We start from the raw sequence: 18741 nt of genomic DNA, 5'->3' as shown, positions 1-18741 counted from the left end.
GCGCTCAGCCGCGAACCGGCTTCTGAAGAACCGGTTGTAGCGATTGCGCCTATCCCCAGGCGCCTATTTCTCTTCGTTGCCCGACACGCGAGTTTTGAGGTTGCGCTATTTGCAATTCACGAACGAAGGACATTAATACGGCCAGCAGCAACCGCAAATCGTCACACTAGAGCGGTTTCCTGCTAGCTGCCCCATTTTGATTTTCCAACGATTGAAAGTGAAGACGGTGCTGCGCGGCACGTATCGACATCAGCCGTGCGGCTGATTTTGGGGGAGAAGCTAGACGACAGGGGACTCATTGTTCAGCTTGCTGAAAAGCGCTCTAGCCCGCCAGCGCGAGCGAGGGAATAGGGTTGGCGATCCTAACACGGATTGAAGTGGCGAGCCGCATTCCCTCGCTGGCGCTGGCGGGCTAGTGTTCGATTGATTCGAAATAGCGCAACTTCAAAAACTCACGCGCAGGGCTACGAAAAAATAGGCAGTTCTTACGGAACTGCGGGGGCCTTTGCTGCGGGCCAGACCAACTGATCGCTGCCTGCGACTTTGGCCTGAGCGTCGTCGGTCGCCTGCATTTGAGCGAACAGAATTGCGTCGACCCGCTCGTTGACGAACTTCCCAGCGCCGCTGCCAAACATCAGGTTGACTCCGCCGGGATGGTAGCTCGAAAGTCGAGAAAAGCGAGCGCTGCCGTCCCCTTGGCCTGTTTGTTGATTGATCCCCAAGATTGCGTCGGCGTCGTTGCTCCACAGGAAGGAGACGTCGGCCTCGGTCGACGAGGTCCAGCTTCCGGCGTCAACGTTTTCGCCCAACAGCAACGTCATTTCTAAGCCGTCTAGCTCAGAGATCTGCTGCAGCGTGAATTGCTCAAATGCGACGCCCTTCTTTTGATGGAGCCGATTTTGGAAAATGCCGTTCGCCGCCCAATCGGCCGGGATCTCGCCGCTCGGCGGCACATCCGGCATGCCGCTGTTCACGACAAACGAGCTGACGCCACCCCATTGTTCGGGATCTTCGTCGGGGGCGTCATCGGGACAAATCGCTTCATAAACCGTAAAGTCGGGAACCTGCCCGGCGAGTTCGCCATCGGCGGAATAAGCCTGAAACTCTTCCAAATAGGGGGGCGGCGGCATCTCTCCTGGGGTCGGATAAATCCGACTTTGCAGGTAGGGAAGGGCCGGAAACAGCCAGCCGGTATCGATCGGAGGCTCGACCGCCGCATCCAGCAAATTGGCGTATCCCGGCAGTTCGCGGAGATCTTCGTCATACGCAATCAGCGCATCGGCCAGCAGCTTTTGACGGAAAAGACAGGTATTGCGACGCGCGCTCTCGCGGCTATTGAGCAGCAGGGGGGCCGCCATCAAGAAGACCACGCCCAGCAGGGCGATCACGATGATGATTTCTTTAAGCCCAAAGGCGCGGCGGTTGTGATGAAATTTCACGTAAGTCCTTGTGAATTCGGCAGCTTGCGTCGACCAATCGCTTGACGAAACGACGTTTTGTTGCTGCAATGGATCAGTATAAGATAACTTTTCAAAGTAGCGTCGCCAAATCACAGCGTTGCTAAATCGTCTATGGCCAGTAGGCGATGCCCCGTCTCTTCCTCAGAGCACGCTCCCATTTGCGGTCGATCGCGCGAGAGCCTTCCGGTGCTTTCGTCCGCCAGGAACAGATACGTCATGATTCGAACCTTTGCTCATCCTCTCGCTCGCCGTGGGCTCACGCTCGTCGAAATGTTGGTGGCGACGACGTTGACGCTGATCTTGTTCTTCTCGGTCGCCCAAATCTTCGCCTTCCTGGGCGATACGATGCACGACGCCCGCTCGACGATTGAGCTCTCTGGCAATTTGCGTGGTCTGACCACCACGATGCAAACCGATCTCGATTGTCACACCGCGCCGGGACTCCCCTGGCTGCCGGTCGGCGGCAATCAAGGTTACTTCACCGTGATTGAAGGACCGGATCGCGATCGTGATTTCACAACCGTGGCGAGCGTCGCCGGAGATGCTGACGATATCATCGCATTTACGGCTTATAGCAAGGATCAGCCGTTTGTTGGGTTGATCAACGGTCAACTTTATCGCGATACGGATGGCGTTTTGCGAATTACGGAACCTACCGGGCCAACAGACGTGTCGCCGATTACCTCGCACTACGCCGAAATCATCTACTGGACCGAGTTTACTCCGTACGATGATACAGACGGCTTGGGCACTCGTAATGCTGACGAAACCGTAACGTTGTTCCGTCGCGTGCTGCTGATCCGGCCTGATATTGATTTCAGGCAATATGCCAACACGATGGGCGAGGTCAGAGAGATCACGCAGCTCGATGCGTTTAATAACTATGACCTATCGATTCATCCAACCGAGCAAACCGGCGCTGGCTGGCAATGGCATACCAATTCGCTGGAAGACTTGCAGTCACGTCGAAACCGCCATGGTTCGTGGATGATCGGCTCGATTACCACTCCCGGTGATTCGGTGTTTGAGACGGAAACTCTAAATAGCCGTGCGGTTCGCAATTTCCCCTATCCGCTGGTGCCTTCTTATTTGCGATCTTTCGAAAAGATGAATCAGATCGCCGTCGCTGGCGGGGTCACCTTACGCGATCGGACCGGCGAAGATGTGATCATGGCCAAAGTGTTGGCCTTCGATGTGAAGGTGTTTGATCCTCTGGCCCCGATCCTCGTGCATTCCGCCGCCAACGATATCGCCACGATCCCTGGCGACGCCAGCTTTGCTACCTTGGATGCAACTTTCTCCGCTGCCGCAACGCCAGTATCGTCGGTGGTGACCAACGCAGGCACCGGCGCATTTGTCGACTTGAATTGGAAAAACCTGACAAATGATCCGGCTCGTACGACTAAACTTTACGACAACGGCCACTTCCATGACGTTCCATCCACGAAGTCGCAGCTTGCCGGACAAACCGTCGTAATAAACGCACAAGAACGTTCACCCAGTGTGGCCAGTACTCGCAATCTGGCGATGTACGACACCTGGCCGATGCTGTATGAGCAGGATGGCGTCAATCAGGATTATGTCGACGACGGTGTCGCAAACAACACACTTGCACCAATCGACGAAGGTTCCAACGGCATTGATGATGACGGTTTCCACGGCGTCGATGATCCGGCCGAACGCGAAACGGCGCCGCCGTATGATCGTCCGCTGCGCGGCATTCAGATCACTATTCGGGCGATCGAAGATGGCTCGCGTCTGATTCGCCAAGACACGGTCACCGCCAACCTGATGACCGAGTAAGTGAGCGATACTCCCCATTCGATTCGTCTAAACGGTCCCTGGCAGGCCTATTTTGCCGCGGACGCCGATCCCACGCGGATTCAATTGCCGCGTGATTGGTCGACGATTCCGGCGGCGACGCGCGACGCTGATTTCAAGTTGATGCGCGCCTTTCATGCGCCTACCGGAATTGCTCCCGGTGATGAAGTAGTGCTAGTCCTCGACGAACTGCCGATCTCTGGCAAGGTTTCGCTGAACGGGCAGGAGTTGGGAGTCTTCTCGCGCAGTGAGCGTTTTGCGATCACCGAGCACTTGGCGCTCCGTCACGAAATCGAGATCGTAGGGCTGTCGCTCGACGCCGGAGAGCGAGCCGGCGAAGTGCGGCTCGAGATCTTCGTCCGGTAGTAAGGGCCGGCCGTGTTCGATTCCTCCTCATAGCTCGAATCGCGAGCGAGAGAAATGCGGTCGGATAAAATGACGAATGCCTAAATCCTAATGTCTAATCAATGAGGGAAACCCGAATAACGAAATCAGATCGAAATTCCGAGTCTGTGATCCATTAGACATTCGTGCTTCGACATTCGACATTTGCTTGCAATCGCATTTTTCTCGCTCGCGCTTCGGGCTATGAAGAAAAAGCGCTATTCAGCGGATGCTTCGCTCGCTGAGGAGGAACTGGGCGACTCGGTCTCGGCCGGCGATTCGTCTTCTTCGCCTGCGTCCGCTTCTTCAGCGACCGGTTTGACGGGATCGACCAGCGCAATCAGCGATTGCCCCGGCTTGGGAGTCGACGTCGACTCAGCCGTGCGCACGTCGAGTTTCTTCCCTTCGTCGATCACAAATAAGACGAGCGCCGAGTCGCCGTACCTTTTCAAGAAATCGGCGTAGGTGAACTCCGCGGTGAGCGAAGTCTTTTTGATTTGTGCGCCGGCCGCAAAACGTCGCGCCAAGACGTAGAAATCAACCCCTTCCGAGAAGAGCACGCGACCGCGAAGATGCTCTGAAACCGACGCGCGGCGCCCCGATCCCGAATCCCAAGCGGCCAATTGATAGACTTCTTTGCGGCCGAACAGATGGATAAATTCCTGGCACGCCAGCGCGTTCACTTCATCATTTGCGGTGATCGCCAACAGTCGGCCGATGCCGCCGATGTTGATCTCTTCGGTCACGTAGTCTGATAAAATACTGGCGCAGTGGGCCGGCAGTCCGGCCATCTTCGCCGCCGAAATGTTGCGATAGTTGGTGTCGACCACCAGCACTTGGAACCCGGCGTCTTGAATCACTTTGCCCAACTCACGTACCCAGCGATCGGCGCCGGCGATCAACAAGCCTTGCGGATTGGGAGAAGCGAGCCCCAACAGCCGCGCGACCGGGGCCGCGGTCAATCCATAGAAGGTCACCGTGCCGACAATCACCAGCAGCGTCAGCGGCGCTAATAGTTCGGCTTGTGCGATCGTCGCGGCGTCGGCGCCGCGATGCATGAATTCTTCGACGATTTCAAAGGCAAAAACCGAGGAGACCGCCGCAGCGACAATCCCGCGCGGCGCCATAAAGCAGAGGAAGACCTTCTGCTGCCAGCTGAGTCCGCTGCCGATTGTCGAGAGGAATACCGACGCCGGCCGGACGATCACAATCAAAATCGCAAGGAACAGCAGACCTTGCCAGCCCACCATGGCGATCTCAGCAGGCGAAATCCGGGCCGCCAGCACGATAAACAAGCAAGAGATCAGCAGTACCCGCAGGTTCTCTTTGAACTCAAAGATATGCCGGACCGGGATTCGTTTTTGATTGGCCAGCACGATTCCCAGGACGGTCACGGTCAACAAGCCTGATTCGGGCTGCACCGCATTCGACACGGCGAAGACGACCAAGATCGCCGCGAGGATCGACGCGTTATGCAAAAAGTCGGGAATCCAAAACCGTCGCAGCAGGAAGATCAGCGTTACCGCCGACACGACGCCCAACACCAGGCCGACGACTAGCGTCTTGACGATGGCTAACCCCGCGACGGCGAAAACATGGTTCACGCCGGTTACCACGACCGCTTCATAAACGAGAACCGCCAACACGGCTCCGATCGGATCGATCACGATCCCTTCCCATTTGGCGATCGAGCCTATCTTGCGCGTGGGGCGAATATAGTTCAGCAGCGGCGCAATCACCGTCGGCCCAGTAACGACCATCACGGCGCCGACCAGCGCTGATAATTCGATCGGGAACCCCATCACAAAATAAGCGCATAGTCCAACCATTCCCCAGCAAACGGCGGCGCCGATGGTCACCAGACGCAACACGACCCCGCCGGTTTCCCGCAGTTCAGTCAGCTTCAGACTCATTCCGCCTTCGAACAGGATCACTGCCACCGAGAGCGAAACGATCGGGAAGAGCAGTTCTTTACCGATGATCTCGTCTGGGTCGCCCGCTAGTTGGGCGAAAAAGCCAAACGCCAACAACAGCAAGATGGATGGCAAATGCAATCGCCAGGCGAGCCACTGCGCAGCAATGCCTAGCCCCAACACACCGGCAAGATACAGCGGATAGTATTCTGGCGTTACAGGCGGCAAGAGACGGCTTTCGCTCGAAATCGAAGGGGATAAATCATGATGTGCAGTCGGAACCTACGAGTCTAGCTCGCAGCGACTCGACGGCGCGGAAAGATTGATGTAATTTGAACCAGCGTCGAGAGTTAAGAAAACCCCTCACACGTCCAAATCAGGCGTTCCCCCCGCCCAACCCATCCAGGTCGTAGCTATGCAATACTCGCGAATTTTGCCGGCGTTTCTGTTAGCGCTGATCGTCGCTCCCCTGACTGCGGCTAACGCCGAGCAAGCCCCCAATACGCTATCTGAGGCGGAAATTGCGGAGGGTTGGCTGCTATTATTTGACGGCGAAACAACTTTTGGGTGGAAATCCGAGGGAAAGATCGATTGGACCGTCGACCAGGGAGTCATTCGGGCGAGCAAAGGAGATGTCGGGCAACTTCGCACGACGACGCAGTTCGCCAACTATGAATTGCACGTCGATTTTCGCGCCCCGGCCGAGACCAACAGCGGCCTCTTTTTGCGAACTTCGCCCCAACCGGAAAGCCCGACCTATGGCTGCTATGAATTGAATATCGCGCCGGAAAGCAATTCGTTCCCGACCGGCAGCCTGGTTGGTCGCATGAAAGTGACTCCGCCGTGCGTCGCCGACCAATGGCACTCGTTTGACATCACCGCCGATCAAGGCACAATCGTCGTGAAACTGGACGGCGCCGAAGTGCTGAAGTACGAAGACCCGCAATACGTGGGGCTCGGCTTTATCGGCTTGCAGCACAACCAGGGCGAGATTGAATTTCGCAACGTGAAATTGAAACCGCTCGGCATGCAGTCGATTTTTAACGGCAAAGACCTGACCGGCTGGAAAACGTACCCGGCGATGGAAAGCAAGTTTACCGTGACCGACGAAGGCGCGATTCACGCTGAAAATGGTCCTGGTCAGTTGGAAACGGAACAGTCGTACGGTGATTTCGTGCTGCGATTAGATGCGATCACGCACGCCAAAAATTTGAACAGCGGCGTCTTCTTTCGCTGCATTCCCGGCGACAAGATGATGGGCTACGAAAGCCAGATCCACAATGGTTACGAAGCCGAAGATCGCACCCTGCCGATCGATCACGGTACAGGAGCGATCTTTCGCCGCATGAAGGCGCGTCGCGTCGTCAGCGACGACCAAAAGTGGTTCACCAAAACGTTGATCGCCCAAGGGCCTCACATCAGCGTTTGGGTCAACGGTTATCAAGTGACGGACTGGACCGATCAGCGTAAGCTGGACGAAAACCCAAGACGCGGGCTCCGCATCAAGCCGGGCACCATCATGCTGCAAGGACATGACCCGACGACCGATCTGTCGTTCAAAAATCTACAGATCGTCAGACTCCCCAAGCGTTGGCCCGCCGATCGTGCCGGCGATAAGTAACTAACCGACCTCGTTTTGCACGCATTTTGACTTTTTATTTTGTCCCGAGCGCCACGCTCTTGCCGCATCTGTCACGGGAAGAGTATTGCGCCCGGCGAACGGTTTCGCTGATTGTTGGGGTTGTGCGGCTTTCTTACCGACGCAGAAATCCTGCTGCGTCCTCCCGCAATCGACCGTGCGTGACCTATGCTTTTTCATCCTTCGAACTTCTGCGTAGACGTCCGCTGTAGCGACGTCGTCCCTACTTTGCTGAAAAGGCCATCGCCATGTCGTACGGCAATCTGATTGATTGGAATAAGAACCTGCATCAAATGGAGACCGAAGCGATCACCACGACGCATCGTCTGGTCGAGACCGGTCTGTTTGATGACGAGCATCTGGTTCGCATTCTCGATACGCACCCGCGTGACGCGCTGAACGTCAACACGATGGGTACCGATGCGACAAAGACCGAGTGGAAAGAAGGGGACGCGTCCAAATTAAACGGCGAGCAACTGCTGCAAGCGACCAAAGAGGGTCGACTGTGGCTGAACATTCGCAACATGCTGACCCATCACCGCGAATACGCCGACCTGATCAACGGCATCTATGACGAGCTAGAGAGCAAGGTCAGCGGCTTCCAAGCGCTCGAGCGTTCGGCCAACTTGCTGGTCTCGTCGCCGACCGCGATCGTCTACTATCACCTCGACATTCCGATCAACATGCTGTGGCACTTGCGCGGCAAAAAGCGGGCCTACGTCTATCCTCCGTATGACGAACGTTTCGTTTCGCAAGCGACCATCGAAGATGTCATTTGCGGCGAAAGCTATGAAGAGCTCGCCTACGACGCGTCGTACGACGAGAGCGCCTTCGTCTGCGAATTAGAGCCAGGGCACATGGTGACCTGGCCGCAAAACACGCCGCATCGCGTCACCAACGTCGAAGGGCTGAACGTTTCGCTGACGACGGAACATAAAACGCCCAAAGCGATCCGCCGCATCAAGCTGTTTCGCGCCAATCGCTTTTTCCGTCACCAGTGCGGCTACCAGAATCTGTCGACGGCGACAGAAGGGGTTGGCTACAACATGAAGATGGCAGGCTTCGCGTTCGTGAAAGCGTATCGCAAATTGTTCCGGAAGAAGTCTGGCAATTACGCCTATCCGGTGACATTCGAGTTGGATCCGATGAATCCAACGCAAGTTCGCGAGATGTCGGCCAAGTAGCTCGCCCTATTAGCGACCACGAGCTTCGACATCTTGCAGCAGCCGTTCTGACCAATAGGCGGCGTGCGCCTGATGCAGTTTGGCGGCGTCCACCAACAACTCGCGCCGCTGGTCCAGCGTCATTTCGCTAAGCGATAGTTCGCTGATCGGCAGATCGCTAAGCGGATCTGCGCTGAGTTGTGCGATCGCGATATGCGCCGCCATCGCGTGCGGATCACGCACGAGACGTTCCAGCGTCGCGTCTTCGCTCGGAACCGGCAGATCAAAGTATGCTTGCTGCCGCTGCATCACTGGGCAGGGGTTCGATTCTTCGGCAATCACCAAGCGATCACGGCTCTGCAGCCAGCGGCCCAACTTCGGCGAGCTCAACACCAAGATCAGCGGCGCCGCTCCTAACCAGCTTGCTAATAGCGGCGAGAACCAGAGCAGCGCCGTCGGGTTGACCAGCCAAATCAAGACCGCAGCAATCGATCCCAGTACGACCAGCTTCCACCCGACCGCCCAAGCATCTTCCCAGGTGAGATTCACATCTCCTCGGTTCTGAGCGTTCCATTCGACCCGCCGACCACGCAGCGTGGCGATCACAAATTGCGAGTGGAACCACATCAGCAGCGGGGCGAATAAGGTCGAAGCGACCGTCTCCAGCGCGGCGTCCAACCAAATCGCGCGAGCCGGCCGACGGCTTTCGAGCGGCGTTGAGCGGATAAAGTCGGTCACCGCCAACACCTTGGGCGCCATCAATAGGATCAACGTACCGAAGAGCAGCAGCAACGATGCGGAAGCGGCGCTGATGCCCAGCGACGTTGCTCCGGAACTCGATACGCTCAACAGCAAGGTTAACTGCAAGACGACAAACGCCAGCCACAGCGGGCTCGCCAAATACGAAAAAGCGCCACAGACCAGATGCCAACGGTTCGTCAGCGGCAACGGGCAACGGACCAAAAAGTTCAAGTGTTGCAGGTTCCCCTGGCACCAGCGTTGATCGCGCTGCAAATAGTCGAGCACCGAACCGGGCGTCTCTTCGTAACTTCCCCCCAAATCATCCGCGATCCGTACTTTCCAATCGGCTCGACGGAGCAGGGCGGCTTCGACAAAATCGTGGCTGAGAATTTCGCCCCCCATGGGGCGGTCGCCGGGCAAAATGGGGAGACCGCAACATTGGACGAAGGCCCGGGTGCGAATGATCGCGTTATGTCCCCAATAGTTGGCGGCGTCACCGCACCAATGTCGATAGCCGCGCAAAAATCCGCTTCCGTAGGTTGCGGCGGCAAATTGCTGGGCACGAGCCAACAACGACGCCCCATTGATCGGACGCGGCGGAACTTGGATCAGCGCTACGCGTTCGTCCTGTTCCATCCTCCTCACCATTTCGACCAACGTTTCGGCCGACATCAGGCTATCGGCGTCTAAGACGATCAGGTAGCGATAGCGCCCGCCCCAGCGTTCGCAAAACTCGGCGATGTTCCCCGACTTGCGGGCGATATTTTTGGGTCGGCGGCGATAGAAAATGGACGGTTTGAAAGAATCGGAGGTCATTTCTAACCAGACCGCTTCTTCTTCTGCCGCGATATCGGGATTGGTCGTATCGCTCAACAGGAAAAACTCAAACGTCTCTCCCCCGCCGATCTGGGCCAGTTCTTCCCGCATCGCACGTACGCCGGCGGCGACGCGTCGCGGCGATTCGTTGTAAACGGGGACCAAAATTGCCGTCGACGGCAATTGAGCCAGTTCGTCCGGCGTCAGCGGATCGGCCGAGACCGGCTCTGGCTGGGGCAATAAATGACCGACGATCGACATGCCGATTCCATAGCCCAGCCAACCGGTCAGCAGTACGAAGAACGTACCGGTCACCGCGTCGATCGGCCCGAGACCGCCATCGGCGGCGGCGATATCGAGAAACAGCCAACTCATCAATCCGCAAACCGCCAACGCGATCGAAATAATCGACGCCTTGGGATTATTTAGCGCCACCGATTGGGCCGCTTCGAGAATCATGTTTTTTGATTTGGATGGTTCCACATCTACCTGCGTCTCTCTACCCCTGTTCAACGTTGTTCGCACGCGGCCCTTTGCGTGCCTTAGAACATCCGCATCGAATACGCGAGTTGACGAACAACATCCTGCGTTCTTCGCCAAGCGGCGACATAGAACTCGGGACGAACGACGATCGGCGGTTCGTGCAGATCTTGCAGTCGCATCGGCGCACTGGCTTCATTCGGCACGGCGGAAAGCCGTTCGACATCGTGAAATCGAGATTCAGGGCGTTTCAAATAGGCTTGGACGCCAAAATAAATAATCGAACGAGTTCGATCACGTCCGACGACATCGTCGGAAATCTGACGCAGCGCCGCTTCGACTAACTCATGCGTCGTCTGAACTGCCTGCTCTGGATCGTCGACCCCATTGGCGACGACGTACCGGAGCAGCGCTCGTCGTGCGAGCACGACTTGCGCGTCAGCCAGCGACTGAGGCTCAATCACGGTTGACATTGGTAACTCCATGTTTCACTTAAGTAATCGGATCCATCCTTCAGGCAAGCGCGAATTTCTCGGCTTGCACCAGGTTTGCTGGCCGTTGTAAAGGTCGCGATCAGGCGGTCTCCTTGCCGGACCACATCCGTGCGACTTTCTAAGGGAAGCTCCGTCTCAATCATCAATTCGGGATCGGCCTCCGGCTTCACCCCGGTGAACGTCAACACAAATTGCGTGCCGCCGTCCGCCTGACGTTCGATTCGCGACTCAATGACTTTGCCGCCGACATGTTCCGCCGGATCGCCTGGACCAAAATCGATAGAGTACGCCAACTCAATGACGTCGCCGCATCGTATCGGCTCGTCAGGCGTCCAAAAAGTAGCAAGATTATCGATCCATTCGCCTGGCGATTCGATTTCTAACAATTCGATTCGCCCTGCCGGAAACGCCCCCTTTGGACGTATCCAAACGGTGGGACGTCGATGATAGTTCGCTTCTTTGTCTTTATAATTTTTTACGTCGCGATCGCGCTGCAACAGTCCGAAGCCCTTCACACCGGGTAAGTAGAAGGCCGAAAGTCGGGTCGTGTCGGGATTGCGTACCGGTCGAAAGAGCCACTCGCCGGTGACCGATTCGGCCAACAAGCCGTCGGAGTCATGGACTTCGGGACGAAACTCTTGTCCGTCGGGCGGCGCTTGTCCGTCTCCCCAAGTCCACATGCTGGTGATCGGCGCGACCCCCAGCTTTTCGATGTCGTTGCGCGCCAGCAAACGTGCGCGAACTTCAATCCGTGTCCACTCGCCGGGGATCACCGTGAACTGATATAAGCCGGTTGCGCTCTTACTGTCGAGCCAAGCGTAGAAGGTCGCCGATTGATCGTTGGTCGGCTTCTCTAACCAAAACTCACGAAAGACGGGGAACTCTTCTCCCTTCGCAGATCCGCAGTCGATCGCTAGCCCGCGCGCCGATGCGCCATAGACCGTGTCAGCGGCGACGGCGCGAAAGTAACTCGCGCCCAAAAACGCAACGACTTCCGAAAGGGGTTTCCCGGCTTCCAGATGATTCCACAACCGAAAGCCGGCGTAGCAGATCGGATCCCCTTTTAGATGATTGGGATCGATCACTCCCTGGTGATACTCAAACAGGCTCGTATCAATTTCGATCGGTTCGGCGCTCCCCTCTTTCGTTTGAAATTCGTTCAAACGAATACATTCCCGAAAGATATAGCCGGGATGAAAGTAATCGAGTCGCCAGGCCGTGCCGCTATTGGCCCATTGCTTTTTGTCAGGATCATATACAATCTTGCGATATTCGTCATAACCAAGTTCCGCTAACGGCCCATAGTTGACGATGGGATAGGCGTTTTCGCCAAACTTGCGTTTCTCCACCGCATTCCAAAGCGATTGAAAACGAGGCGAAACAGCAGCCGCTTCGCCGGCGGCGACGCCAAACAGACGTTGATCGGCAAGCGTTTGCGTCTGGCAAAAAACGATCGCCAGCAAGGCCAAAAACCATTGGCATCCGCTCCGCCAACCAGGGCGGATAACGCGTGCGTCAAAATGTAAGAGAGGAGACGACATAAGGAAACTTCTCCGTTCCTGAGAGTTCGCCGCTCTTAGAGCAAGAGTCGTGCCACAATCCGTTCTACCAAGCCCCTGTTAAGTCGGTTACGGGTCGAAATTGAATAGGGATCGCAAAAAATGACGAAGGTTTCATATCAATAAGATTTAGTTTGTCGGCTATGTTCGCGGCGATCCCATTGAATCCCCTTTAACGGCAGCAGAATGAACAATTGCCTTGTTTCTGCTATTCTGAAGTCTTTCGCAAACACCTGCTGGAACTAACCGCCAAATCAACTGGCGCAATTTCCGGTTGATGCGTTGCCTGGCTATCGAGCGACCACATCGACTAGGAAACGAGCAACAGCTAGCGAAAAACATGAGCAACCAAACAACTCAAACGTTTGGCTGCTACCTGAATACAAGGCAACTTCCTCCCACGCGTTCCCCACCTACGCCTAGAAAACGAGAGCATATACTGATGTCCCGATTCGTTCCGGCCGCGATCCTGTCACTTTTCCTCGCCGGGCTTCTGCCTTGCATTTCGTGGGCGGATCGCCCCGCAGAGCCGCGCTATGATGTGGTTGTCATTGGCGCCACTCCGTGCGGGATTGCAGCCGCCGTCAGCGCTGGGCGAACCGGCAAGTCGGTATTGCTGGTCGAACCGACCTCGCGTCTGGGCGGCTTGATGACCAACGGTCTGTCCCATCCCGACTTTCGCAGCTTTGAAGCGTTGACCGGCTTCTACCAAGAGTTCGCCGATCGCGTTTTGGCCTACTACGAGAAGCAGTACGGCGCCGACTCCACTCAAGCGAAAACCTCGTTGGGCGGCACGCATGCCGAACCGCGGGTCAACCTGCTGGTCTTTCAGCAGATGCTGGCCGAGCTTCCCAACGTCACGCTGCTGACCGAGCGTCAACTCGATCAAGTCGATGTCGGCGACGATCATCGGATCGCGTCGGTGACGCTGACCGATCGTCAGGGCGAAAAACTGACCGCCTTGGGAAAAGTCTTCATCGACGGAACCTACGAAGGAGACTTGATGGCCGCCGCCGGCGTTCCGTTCGCTGTCGGTCGTGAAGCGGCCGCCGAGTATGGCGAATCGCTCGCTCCTGCCGAAAGTGACGACTGCGTGCAGGGCTATAACTTTCGCCTGACGATGACCGATCAACCAGACAATCGCGTCTTGGCCGCCAAGCCGGAAGGTTACGACCGGAATGACTTTTTGCCGCTCCTGAAATTACTGGAAACCAAGAAACTGAAGTCGGCCGCATTTCGCATGACCGAGGGACACACGACCGCGGCGATCTACAAAGTCCAAGACCCGAACCTTCCCAATGGAAAGTTTGATATCAATGACATGTCGCGCGGCGTCGTCCGACTTTCGCTGCCGCAGATCAATAACGCCTGGCCGACCGGCGACGCCGTAACCCGTGAAGAGATCTTCGCCGCCCATGTTCGGCACAATGTCGGCATCCTGTACTTCCTCCAGAACGACGCCGAAGTGCCGGCCGATATTCAAGCTGGCGCGCGTGAGTTTGGGTTCTGTCGCGACGAGTTCGTCGACAACCATCATCTGCCGGTTCAACTCTATGTGCGGGAAGCGCGGCGAATGAAGGGGAAGACTATCTTTACTCAAGCCGATGTTAGTCAAGCCGATGCCAACGATGTTCGCAGTCGCTTTGCGCCCCACGCGATTGCGATGGGTGACTACGGCCCCAACTGCCACGGAACCGATCATGAGGGGCCGACGATCGGCGGCAAACATACCGGCGAGTTCTATCAGTTGGCTGCTCCCTACCAGATTCCATACGGCGTCATCCTGCCCAAGCAACATCCCAACTTGCTGGTTCCTTGCGCCATGTCGGCTTCGCACGTCGGGTTCTGCGCCCTTCGGCTCGAACCGATCTGGGCCTCTTTGGGAGAAGCGGCCGGGGTCGCCGCCAGCATTGCGATCGAAGAAAACTTGCCGGTGCAATCGATTGATCCGGCGGCGATTCGCAAGCGTTTGCATGCAACCGGCGCGGCGACTCTCTATGTGAGCGATGTCCCGCGCGACCATGACGACTTCGCCGCGGTGCAGTGGTGGGGATCGCTAGGAGGATTGCATGGCCTGCACCAGATTAAATCTGACCAGTACGGCAAGCGGGGGCCGCATTTGCGAGGACAATACTTTGCGGCGTTCCCACAACATGCAGTCGAGTTGGATCAGCCGCTTGACGGCCGATTGCGTCAAGCCTGGCAAGAGTTAGCGGCACAACATGGGGTTACCGGCAAGAAGCTCTCCGCAGCGACAACGCGTGGGGAGTTCATTCGCGCAGCGCACCAAAGTACGCAGGATAACCGCTAAGGGGCGATATTTTTGCGAAAGCTCATAACTTTCGCCTATCGCTCTTCACAAAACCTTGCTCATTCTGCGGTTGGTTGCGACAATCGAAAGCAATCCCTTTGCGCGGACCAATCCAACCTTTGCGCCCCACCTAAATGCAGTAGTCGCTCGCCCATGGCGGTAAAAGTCAAAAAAAGCTCCGCCTTATTGGCGTTGAACATTACTCCGTTGATCGACGTTGTGTTCTTGTTGCTCGTCTTCTTTATGGTGATGACGCGGTTTGACGAAGAAGACTACAAGCTGGAAGTAGCGCTGCCGGCCGCCAGCGAAGCGCAGCCGTTGATCGCTCAGCCGCGCGAGTTGATCATCAATATCGACGCCGACGGCAAGTATCACGTGCAGGGCGATTTCGTCTCGCTGGAGCAAGTCGAGAAAATATTGCAGCAAACCTCCGCCAACAATCCGGACGCCGCGGTGATTATTCGCGCTGACCGACGATGCCGGTTGGAGTTTCCGGTTAGCGTGATGAACGCCTGCAATAAGGTTCACTTGACGAACTACTCGTTAACCACGTCCGCGCCTGAGCGCATTGACTGACTTCATGCCAGAAACGAATCGACCTCGAAAACCAGATAGCGGCAAGCCGAGTGCGTGGGAAGAGCGCAGCTGGCCGGTTTACGGTTCGCTTGCGCTGCTGGCCGGCTACTTCGCCGCCGTCAGTCAGGCGTTGTTCGATTGGGACCACCCGCAGTGGTATTTCAACGCCAAGTTCTACATGGCGCTGGCTCCGGTATTGCTGGTGCTCGGTTTTTTGCTGGTCAAGTTTTCAGAACAGCAAGCGATTCGCCGCGGCATTCAACTTTCGATCATTCTCAGCTTGATCATGCACTTGAGCCTGTTTGTCGGGATGGTGGCGCTCGACTTGGTCAGCGTTCCGCAAGGCGAGGACGTCGCCGCAACGCGTCGCCAGGCGCGGCGCGATCCGGTGATTTTGCCTGACTACCATCCGTCGCAATGGGACTCGACCAACGAGACGCAGCAAGACTATGAAAAGCCGGTCGAAGCCGACGAAGCGAAGCCCGATCAAAAAGAGGTCGAAAGGCGTCAGATCGATCCGCAACAGCCGAGCCGCGAAAACCAACCGACTGTCGACCCGGAAATGGAGCGTGAAGCGACACCCAACACGCCGACCAAAGTTGCTCGCCAAGAGCAAGCGCCCGCCGAGACGTTGCAGCAGATGCCTTCAAAGCTGAGTCGCAATTCGGCCGAAATGGAAACGCCAAAACAGCAGCCGGAGCAGATCGAAGTCCAGCGCCAGTCCGATCCGCAGCAACCGCAAACCTCGGCCGCCGTCGCAGAAATGTCGCGTCAGCAAAACTCGGCGACGCAATCTCGCCAAGAGAGCAAAATCGAAGCGGCCGCATCCACCGCCGCCCAAATGAATCGCCGCGACACTTCTCAACAACAGCCGCAACTTGCCGCGTCCAGTGCGCCGCTTGAGCGCCAGTCAGCCGAACCGACCCTTTCGGCGTCGGCACAAGCGCTCGCGGTCCAGCGGATGTCGGACCAACCGGTCGCTCCGACGGCGCAGCAAACTTCCAGCGCTCGCAGCAGCGCGGCGGCCGCCGCTTCAAGTCCGCAACAGTCGCAAGTCGCAGCGGCCAATAACGCCGCTTCCGCTTTGCCAAGCAGCGCCATGTCGCGAGCCGAAGCCGCGGCCTCCTCGGCAAGCCAGATCGCGCCTGCTTCTTCCGCCCAAATTGCGAGAGCCAGCGGAGCCCGCGCAAATCCGACGGCGTCGCTATTCGCCGAACAACTCGACTACGCCGCCGAAGCCGGCTCGCGCAATCCCAGTCAATTGTCGAGCGCCGCCACCAACATCGGCCGCAGCGCCGCAGGCGCCGGAGCCGGCGACGATGGCGCCGCCGGCGAAATGTTGGGCGGCGTTGAACTGGGAGTCGTGCGACTCGCATCCAACGGAACATTGCGCCGCGCCACGAGCGATGGCTCTCCCTCCTTGGAATCGGCTCTCTCAGGCGGAGGCCAAACCGGCGGACAAGCAGGACGTACCGGCGGCGGACTCTCGCCGGGAGCTTCCGCTTCGCTCGATGGCGAAATCGCCGGCTCAGCCATGCGCAGCAATGGACGCAGCAGTGGAAACGCCGATGGACCGCAACTCGCTTCCGGTTCGAGCGGCGGCATGACCGAGATCGGCCGCCGCGAGTCTTCTGGCGTGCCCGGCGGATCGGCGACAGGCTCCGGGGAAGGGGTCTCGGGAACGATGGGAACGACCGGGTTGGCCAGCGGCGCGATTGGATCGCGGGCCGGCGGCGGCGATTCCGGATCGGGACAATCACTCGCGGCGGCGGCAAGTATCGGCGGCGCAACCTTTGGCCGCAGCGGCGGCGCCGGCAGCGGCCCCAGCGCCGTGATGATCGCCGGCGACGCTCCAGGCATGGGGGGCGATATTCGCGCCACGTCCAGCGGCAGCGGCGGACCATCCGGCGGATCGCTCGCTCCGGGATCAGCCGGCCCAAGCATCGAGCGACGCGGCGCTGGAATGGCTTCGATCGTCAAAGTCAACGCGGCCGAAGGCGCCGGCGGCTTGGGAGATCGCATGGCGCCGGCAGTCGGCACGGTCGCACGTCGGCAAAGCAACGAAGCTCCCCAACTTTCGATCAACATGACGCAGTTCCCGGTGCGCGCTTCTCGGTCGGGACTGCCGCAAATCTCGTCGGCGATCGCGATGCCGACCGAAGCGTTCCGTCGTCGGATGATGCGGGAAGAAGAAGCCGGCGAAGGCGCCGACGGACCTTCGCCCGAAGTGCGTGAAGCGATTGAACGGGGTCTCGCGTTTCTCGCTCGCCACCAAATGCCGAACGGCAGTTGGAGCCTGAAGAACTTCCCGCTGACGCAGCCAGAACATGTCGCCGCGTATCAAAACGAACGCTCGCGGATGGATTCGGACACGGCCGCCACCGGACTAGCGCTGCTCGCGTTCATGGGCGCCGGCTACCATCACTTGGACGACAAGTACCAAAACGAAGTCCGCAAGGGGCTCACCTTCCTGATCGAAAACCAGCAGGAAAATGGCGACCTCTATGTGCGGATGGACAACTATTCTAATTCCAACGCTTGGCTTTATAGCCATGGCATCGCATCGATTGCCATGTGCGAAGCGTACGGCATGACGCAGGACGCCAACCTGCGTGAGCCGGCCCAAAAAGCGATCAACTTTATTACCGAGTCGCAAGATACGTCGGTCGGCGCTTGGCGGTACATCCCTGGAGTCGGCGGCGATACGTCGGTCAGCGGTTGGATGACGATGGCCCTGAAAAGCGGTCAACTCGCGGGGCTCGACACGTCGCCGCAAACCTACAACGGAATCAATCGCTGGCTCGCCCGAGCCGCCTATAAGCCCGATGGCGGAGCGTTGTTCGTTTACAATCCCGACGCGATCAATAATGCCGAGCAACGCCACGGCCTTTACCCGTCCAAGACGATGACCGCGGTCGGTCTGCTGATGCGACTCTATATGGGATCGAATCGCGAAACCGAAGTCATGCAACAAGGGGCCGAGCACCTGTTGGCCAATCTGCCGGAAGTCGGCAACCGCGAACAACCGCAGCGCGATACCTATTATTGGTATTACGCGACCCAGGTCATGTTCCACATGAAAGGCGAATACTGGCAAGCCTGGAACAACCGGCTGGAGCCGATGCTCGTCGAGTCGCAATTGGTCGACGGCCCCCTGGCCGGGAGTTGGGAACCGGAAGGCCCGATCCCAGATCGCTGGGGCGAATACGCCGGGCGCATCTACGTAACGACCATGAACTTGTTGTCACTGGAAGTCCATCACCGGCATTTGCCGCTGTATGTAGACGCAGCGAAGTAACAAGCCGCTTCTTTTTACGCTTCGTTAGAGATCCAGCTTTCACTCCCCCTTCCAATAGGGGAGAATCGCAGTGAATGCGATACGAA

General features: G+C 57.6%; 12 protein-coding genes. 7 read left to right on the top strand and 5 right to left on the bottom strand.

The genetic code is table 11. The annotated features are described in order from the left end of the window. Positions 1–485 precede the first annotated feature (485 nt). Positions 486–1439 (bottom strand): DUF1559 domain-containing protein, encoded by a 954-nt coding sequence (locus M4951_RS08570; RefSeq protein WP_262026065.1) that lies wholly within the window; start codon positions 1437–1439, stop codon positions 486–488. 237 nt (positions 1440–1676) lie between these two features. Here M4951_RS08570 and M4951_RS08565 point away from each other — a divergent pair, with 237 nt between their 5' ends. After that, positions 1677–3263, top strand: a complete 1587-nt coding sequence (locus tag M4951_RS08565; RefSeq protein ID WP_262026064.1) for a PilW family protein — start codon at positions 1677–1679, stop codon at positions 3261–3263. After that, positions 3264–3647 carry a hypothetical protein gene (locus M4951_RS08560; RefSeq protein WP_262026063.1) on the top strand — a complete coding sequence of 128 codons (384 nt, stop codon included), beginning with the start codon at positions 3264–3266 and terminating at the stop codon, positions 3645–3647. Positions 3648–3883: 236 nt separating this feature from the next. Here M4951_RS08560 and M4951_RS08555 read toward each other — a convergent pair whose 3' ends face one another. Further along, entirely contained in the window at positions 3884–5806 is a 1923-nt protein-coding gene (locus M4951_RS08555) for a cation:proton antiporter (protein ID WP_262026062.1), read from the bottom strand. A 187-nt stretch (positions 5807–5993) separates the two neighbouring features. On the opposite strand from M4951_RS08555, the gene M4951_RS08550 reads away from it, so the two are divergent. After that, positions 5994–7199, top strand: a complete 1206-nt coding sequence (locus M4951_RS08550) for a DUF1080 domain-containing protein (protein ID WP_262026061.1) — start codon at positions 5994–5996, stop codon at positions 7197–7199. Positions 7200–7465: 266 nt separating this feature from the next. Then, entirely contained in the window at positions 7466–8401 is a 936-nt protein-coding gene (locus M4951_RS08545) for a cupin-like domain-containing protein (RefSeq protein ID WP_262026060.1), read from the top strand. Between the two features lie 9 nt (positions 8402–8410). Here M4951_RS08545 and mdoH read toward each other — a convergent pair whose 3' ends face one another. Genes mdoH through M4951_RS08530 form a run of 3 tightly spaced genes read right to left on the bottom strand, consistent with a single transcriptional unit; the run spans position 8411 to position 12452 of the window. Beyond that, on the bottom strand, positions 8411–10420 hold the full coding sequence (gene mdoH, locus M4951_RS08540) for a glucans biosynthesis glucosyltransferase MdoH (RefSeq protein WP_262026059.1): 2010 nt from the start codon (positions 10418–10420) through the stop codon (positions 8411–8413). Positions 10421–10479: 59 nt separating this feature from the next. Continuing rightward, on the bottom strand, positions 10480–10890 hold the full coding sequence (locus M4951_RS08535; RefSeq protein WP_262026058.1) for a hypothetical protein: 411 nt from the start codon (positions 10888–10890) through the stop codon (positions 10480–10482). After that, the gene (locus M4951_RS08530; protein ID WP_262026057.1) at positions 10878–12452 is read right to left on the bottom strand and encodes a glucan biosynthesis protein; all 1575 of its coding nucleotides are present in this window, start codon (positions 12450–12452) and stop codon (positions 10878–10880) included. Before M4951_RS08530 ends, M4951_RS08535 begins: the two co-directional genes overlap by 13 nt. A 460-nt stretch (positions 12453–12912) precedes the next feature. Between M4951_RS08530 and M4951_RS08525 the strand changes: the two genes are divergently transcribed. From M4951_RS08525 to M4951_RS08515, 3 genes are all read left to right on the top strand, one after another. Then, entirely contained in the window at positions 12913–14781 is a 1869-nt protein-coding gene (locus M4951_RS08525) for an FAD-dependent oxidoreductase (protein ID WP_262026056.1), read from the top strand. Positions 14782–14934: 153 nt separating this feature from the next. Beyond that, positions 14935–15357 carry an ExbD/TolR family protein gene (locus M4951_RS08520; RefSeq protein ID WP_002652177.1) on the top strand — a complete coding sequence of 141 codons (423 nt, stop codon included), beginning with the start codon at positions 14935–14937 and terminating at the stop codon, positions 15355–15357. A gap of 4 nt (positions 15358–15361) precedes the next feature. Beyond that, complete coding sequence (locus M4951_RS08515; RefSeq protein ID WP_262026055.1) at positions 15362–18655, top strand: hypothetical protein; 3294 nt, start codon at positions 15362–15364, stop codon at positions 18653–18655. Positions 18656–18741: the final 86 nt, after the last annotated feature.

Origin of the sequence: Blastopirellula sp. J2-11 (assembly GCF_024584705.1) — a bacterium.
In the GTDB taxonomy this organism is placed as follows: Bacteria; Planctomycetota; Planctomycetia; order Pirellulales; family Pirellulaceae; genus Blastopirellula.
The sequence above is the reverse complement of the archived record's forward strand: the minus strand, read 5'-3'. Positions and strand labels throughout refer to the sequence as shown.

What these genes read in the sequence shown, in the direction of transcription:
- M4951_RS08530 (WP_262026057.1), bottom strand. Translation starts at nt 12,452, where the DNA reads ATGTCGTCTCCTCTCTTACATTTTGACGCACGCGTTATCCGCCCTGGT.
- M4951_RS08520 (WP_002652177.1), top strand. Translation starts at nt 14,935, where the DNA reads ATGGCGGTAAAAGTCAAAAAAAGCTCCGCCTTATTGGCGTTGAACATT.
- M4951_RS08525 (WP_262026056.1), top strand. Translation starts at nt 12,913, where the DNA reads ATGTCCCGATTCGTTCCGGCCGCGATCCTGTCACTTTTCCTCGCCGGG.
- M4951_RS08515 (WP_262026055.1), top strand. Translation starts at nt 15,362, where the DNA reads ATGCCAGAAACGAATCGACCTCGAAAACCAGATAGCGGCAAGCCGAGT.
- M4951_RS08565 (WP_262026064.1), top strand. Translation starts at nt 1,677, where the DNA reads ATGATTCGAACCTTTGCTCATCCTCTCGCTCGCCGTGGGCTCACGCTC.
- M4951_RS08535 (WP_262026058.1), bottom strand. Translation starts at nt 10,890, where the DNA reads ATGTCAACCGTGATTGAGCCTCAGTCGCTGGCTGACGCGCAAGTCGTG.
- M4951_RS08545 (WP_262026060.1), top strand. Translation starts at nt 7,466, where the DNA reads ATGTCGTACGGCAATCTGATTGATTGGAATAAGAACCTGCATCAAATG.
- M4951_RS08550 (WP_262026061.1), top strand. Translation starts at nt 5,994, where the DNA reads ATGCAATACTCGCGAATTTTGCCGGCGTTTCTGTTAGCGCTGATCGTC.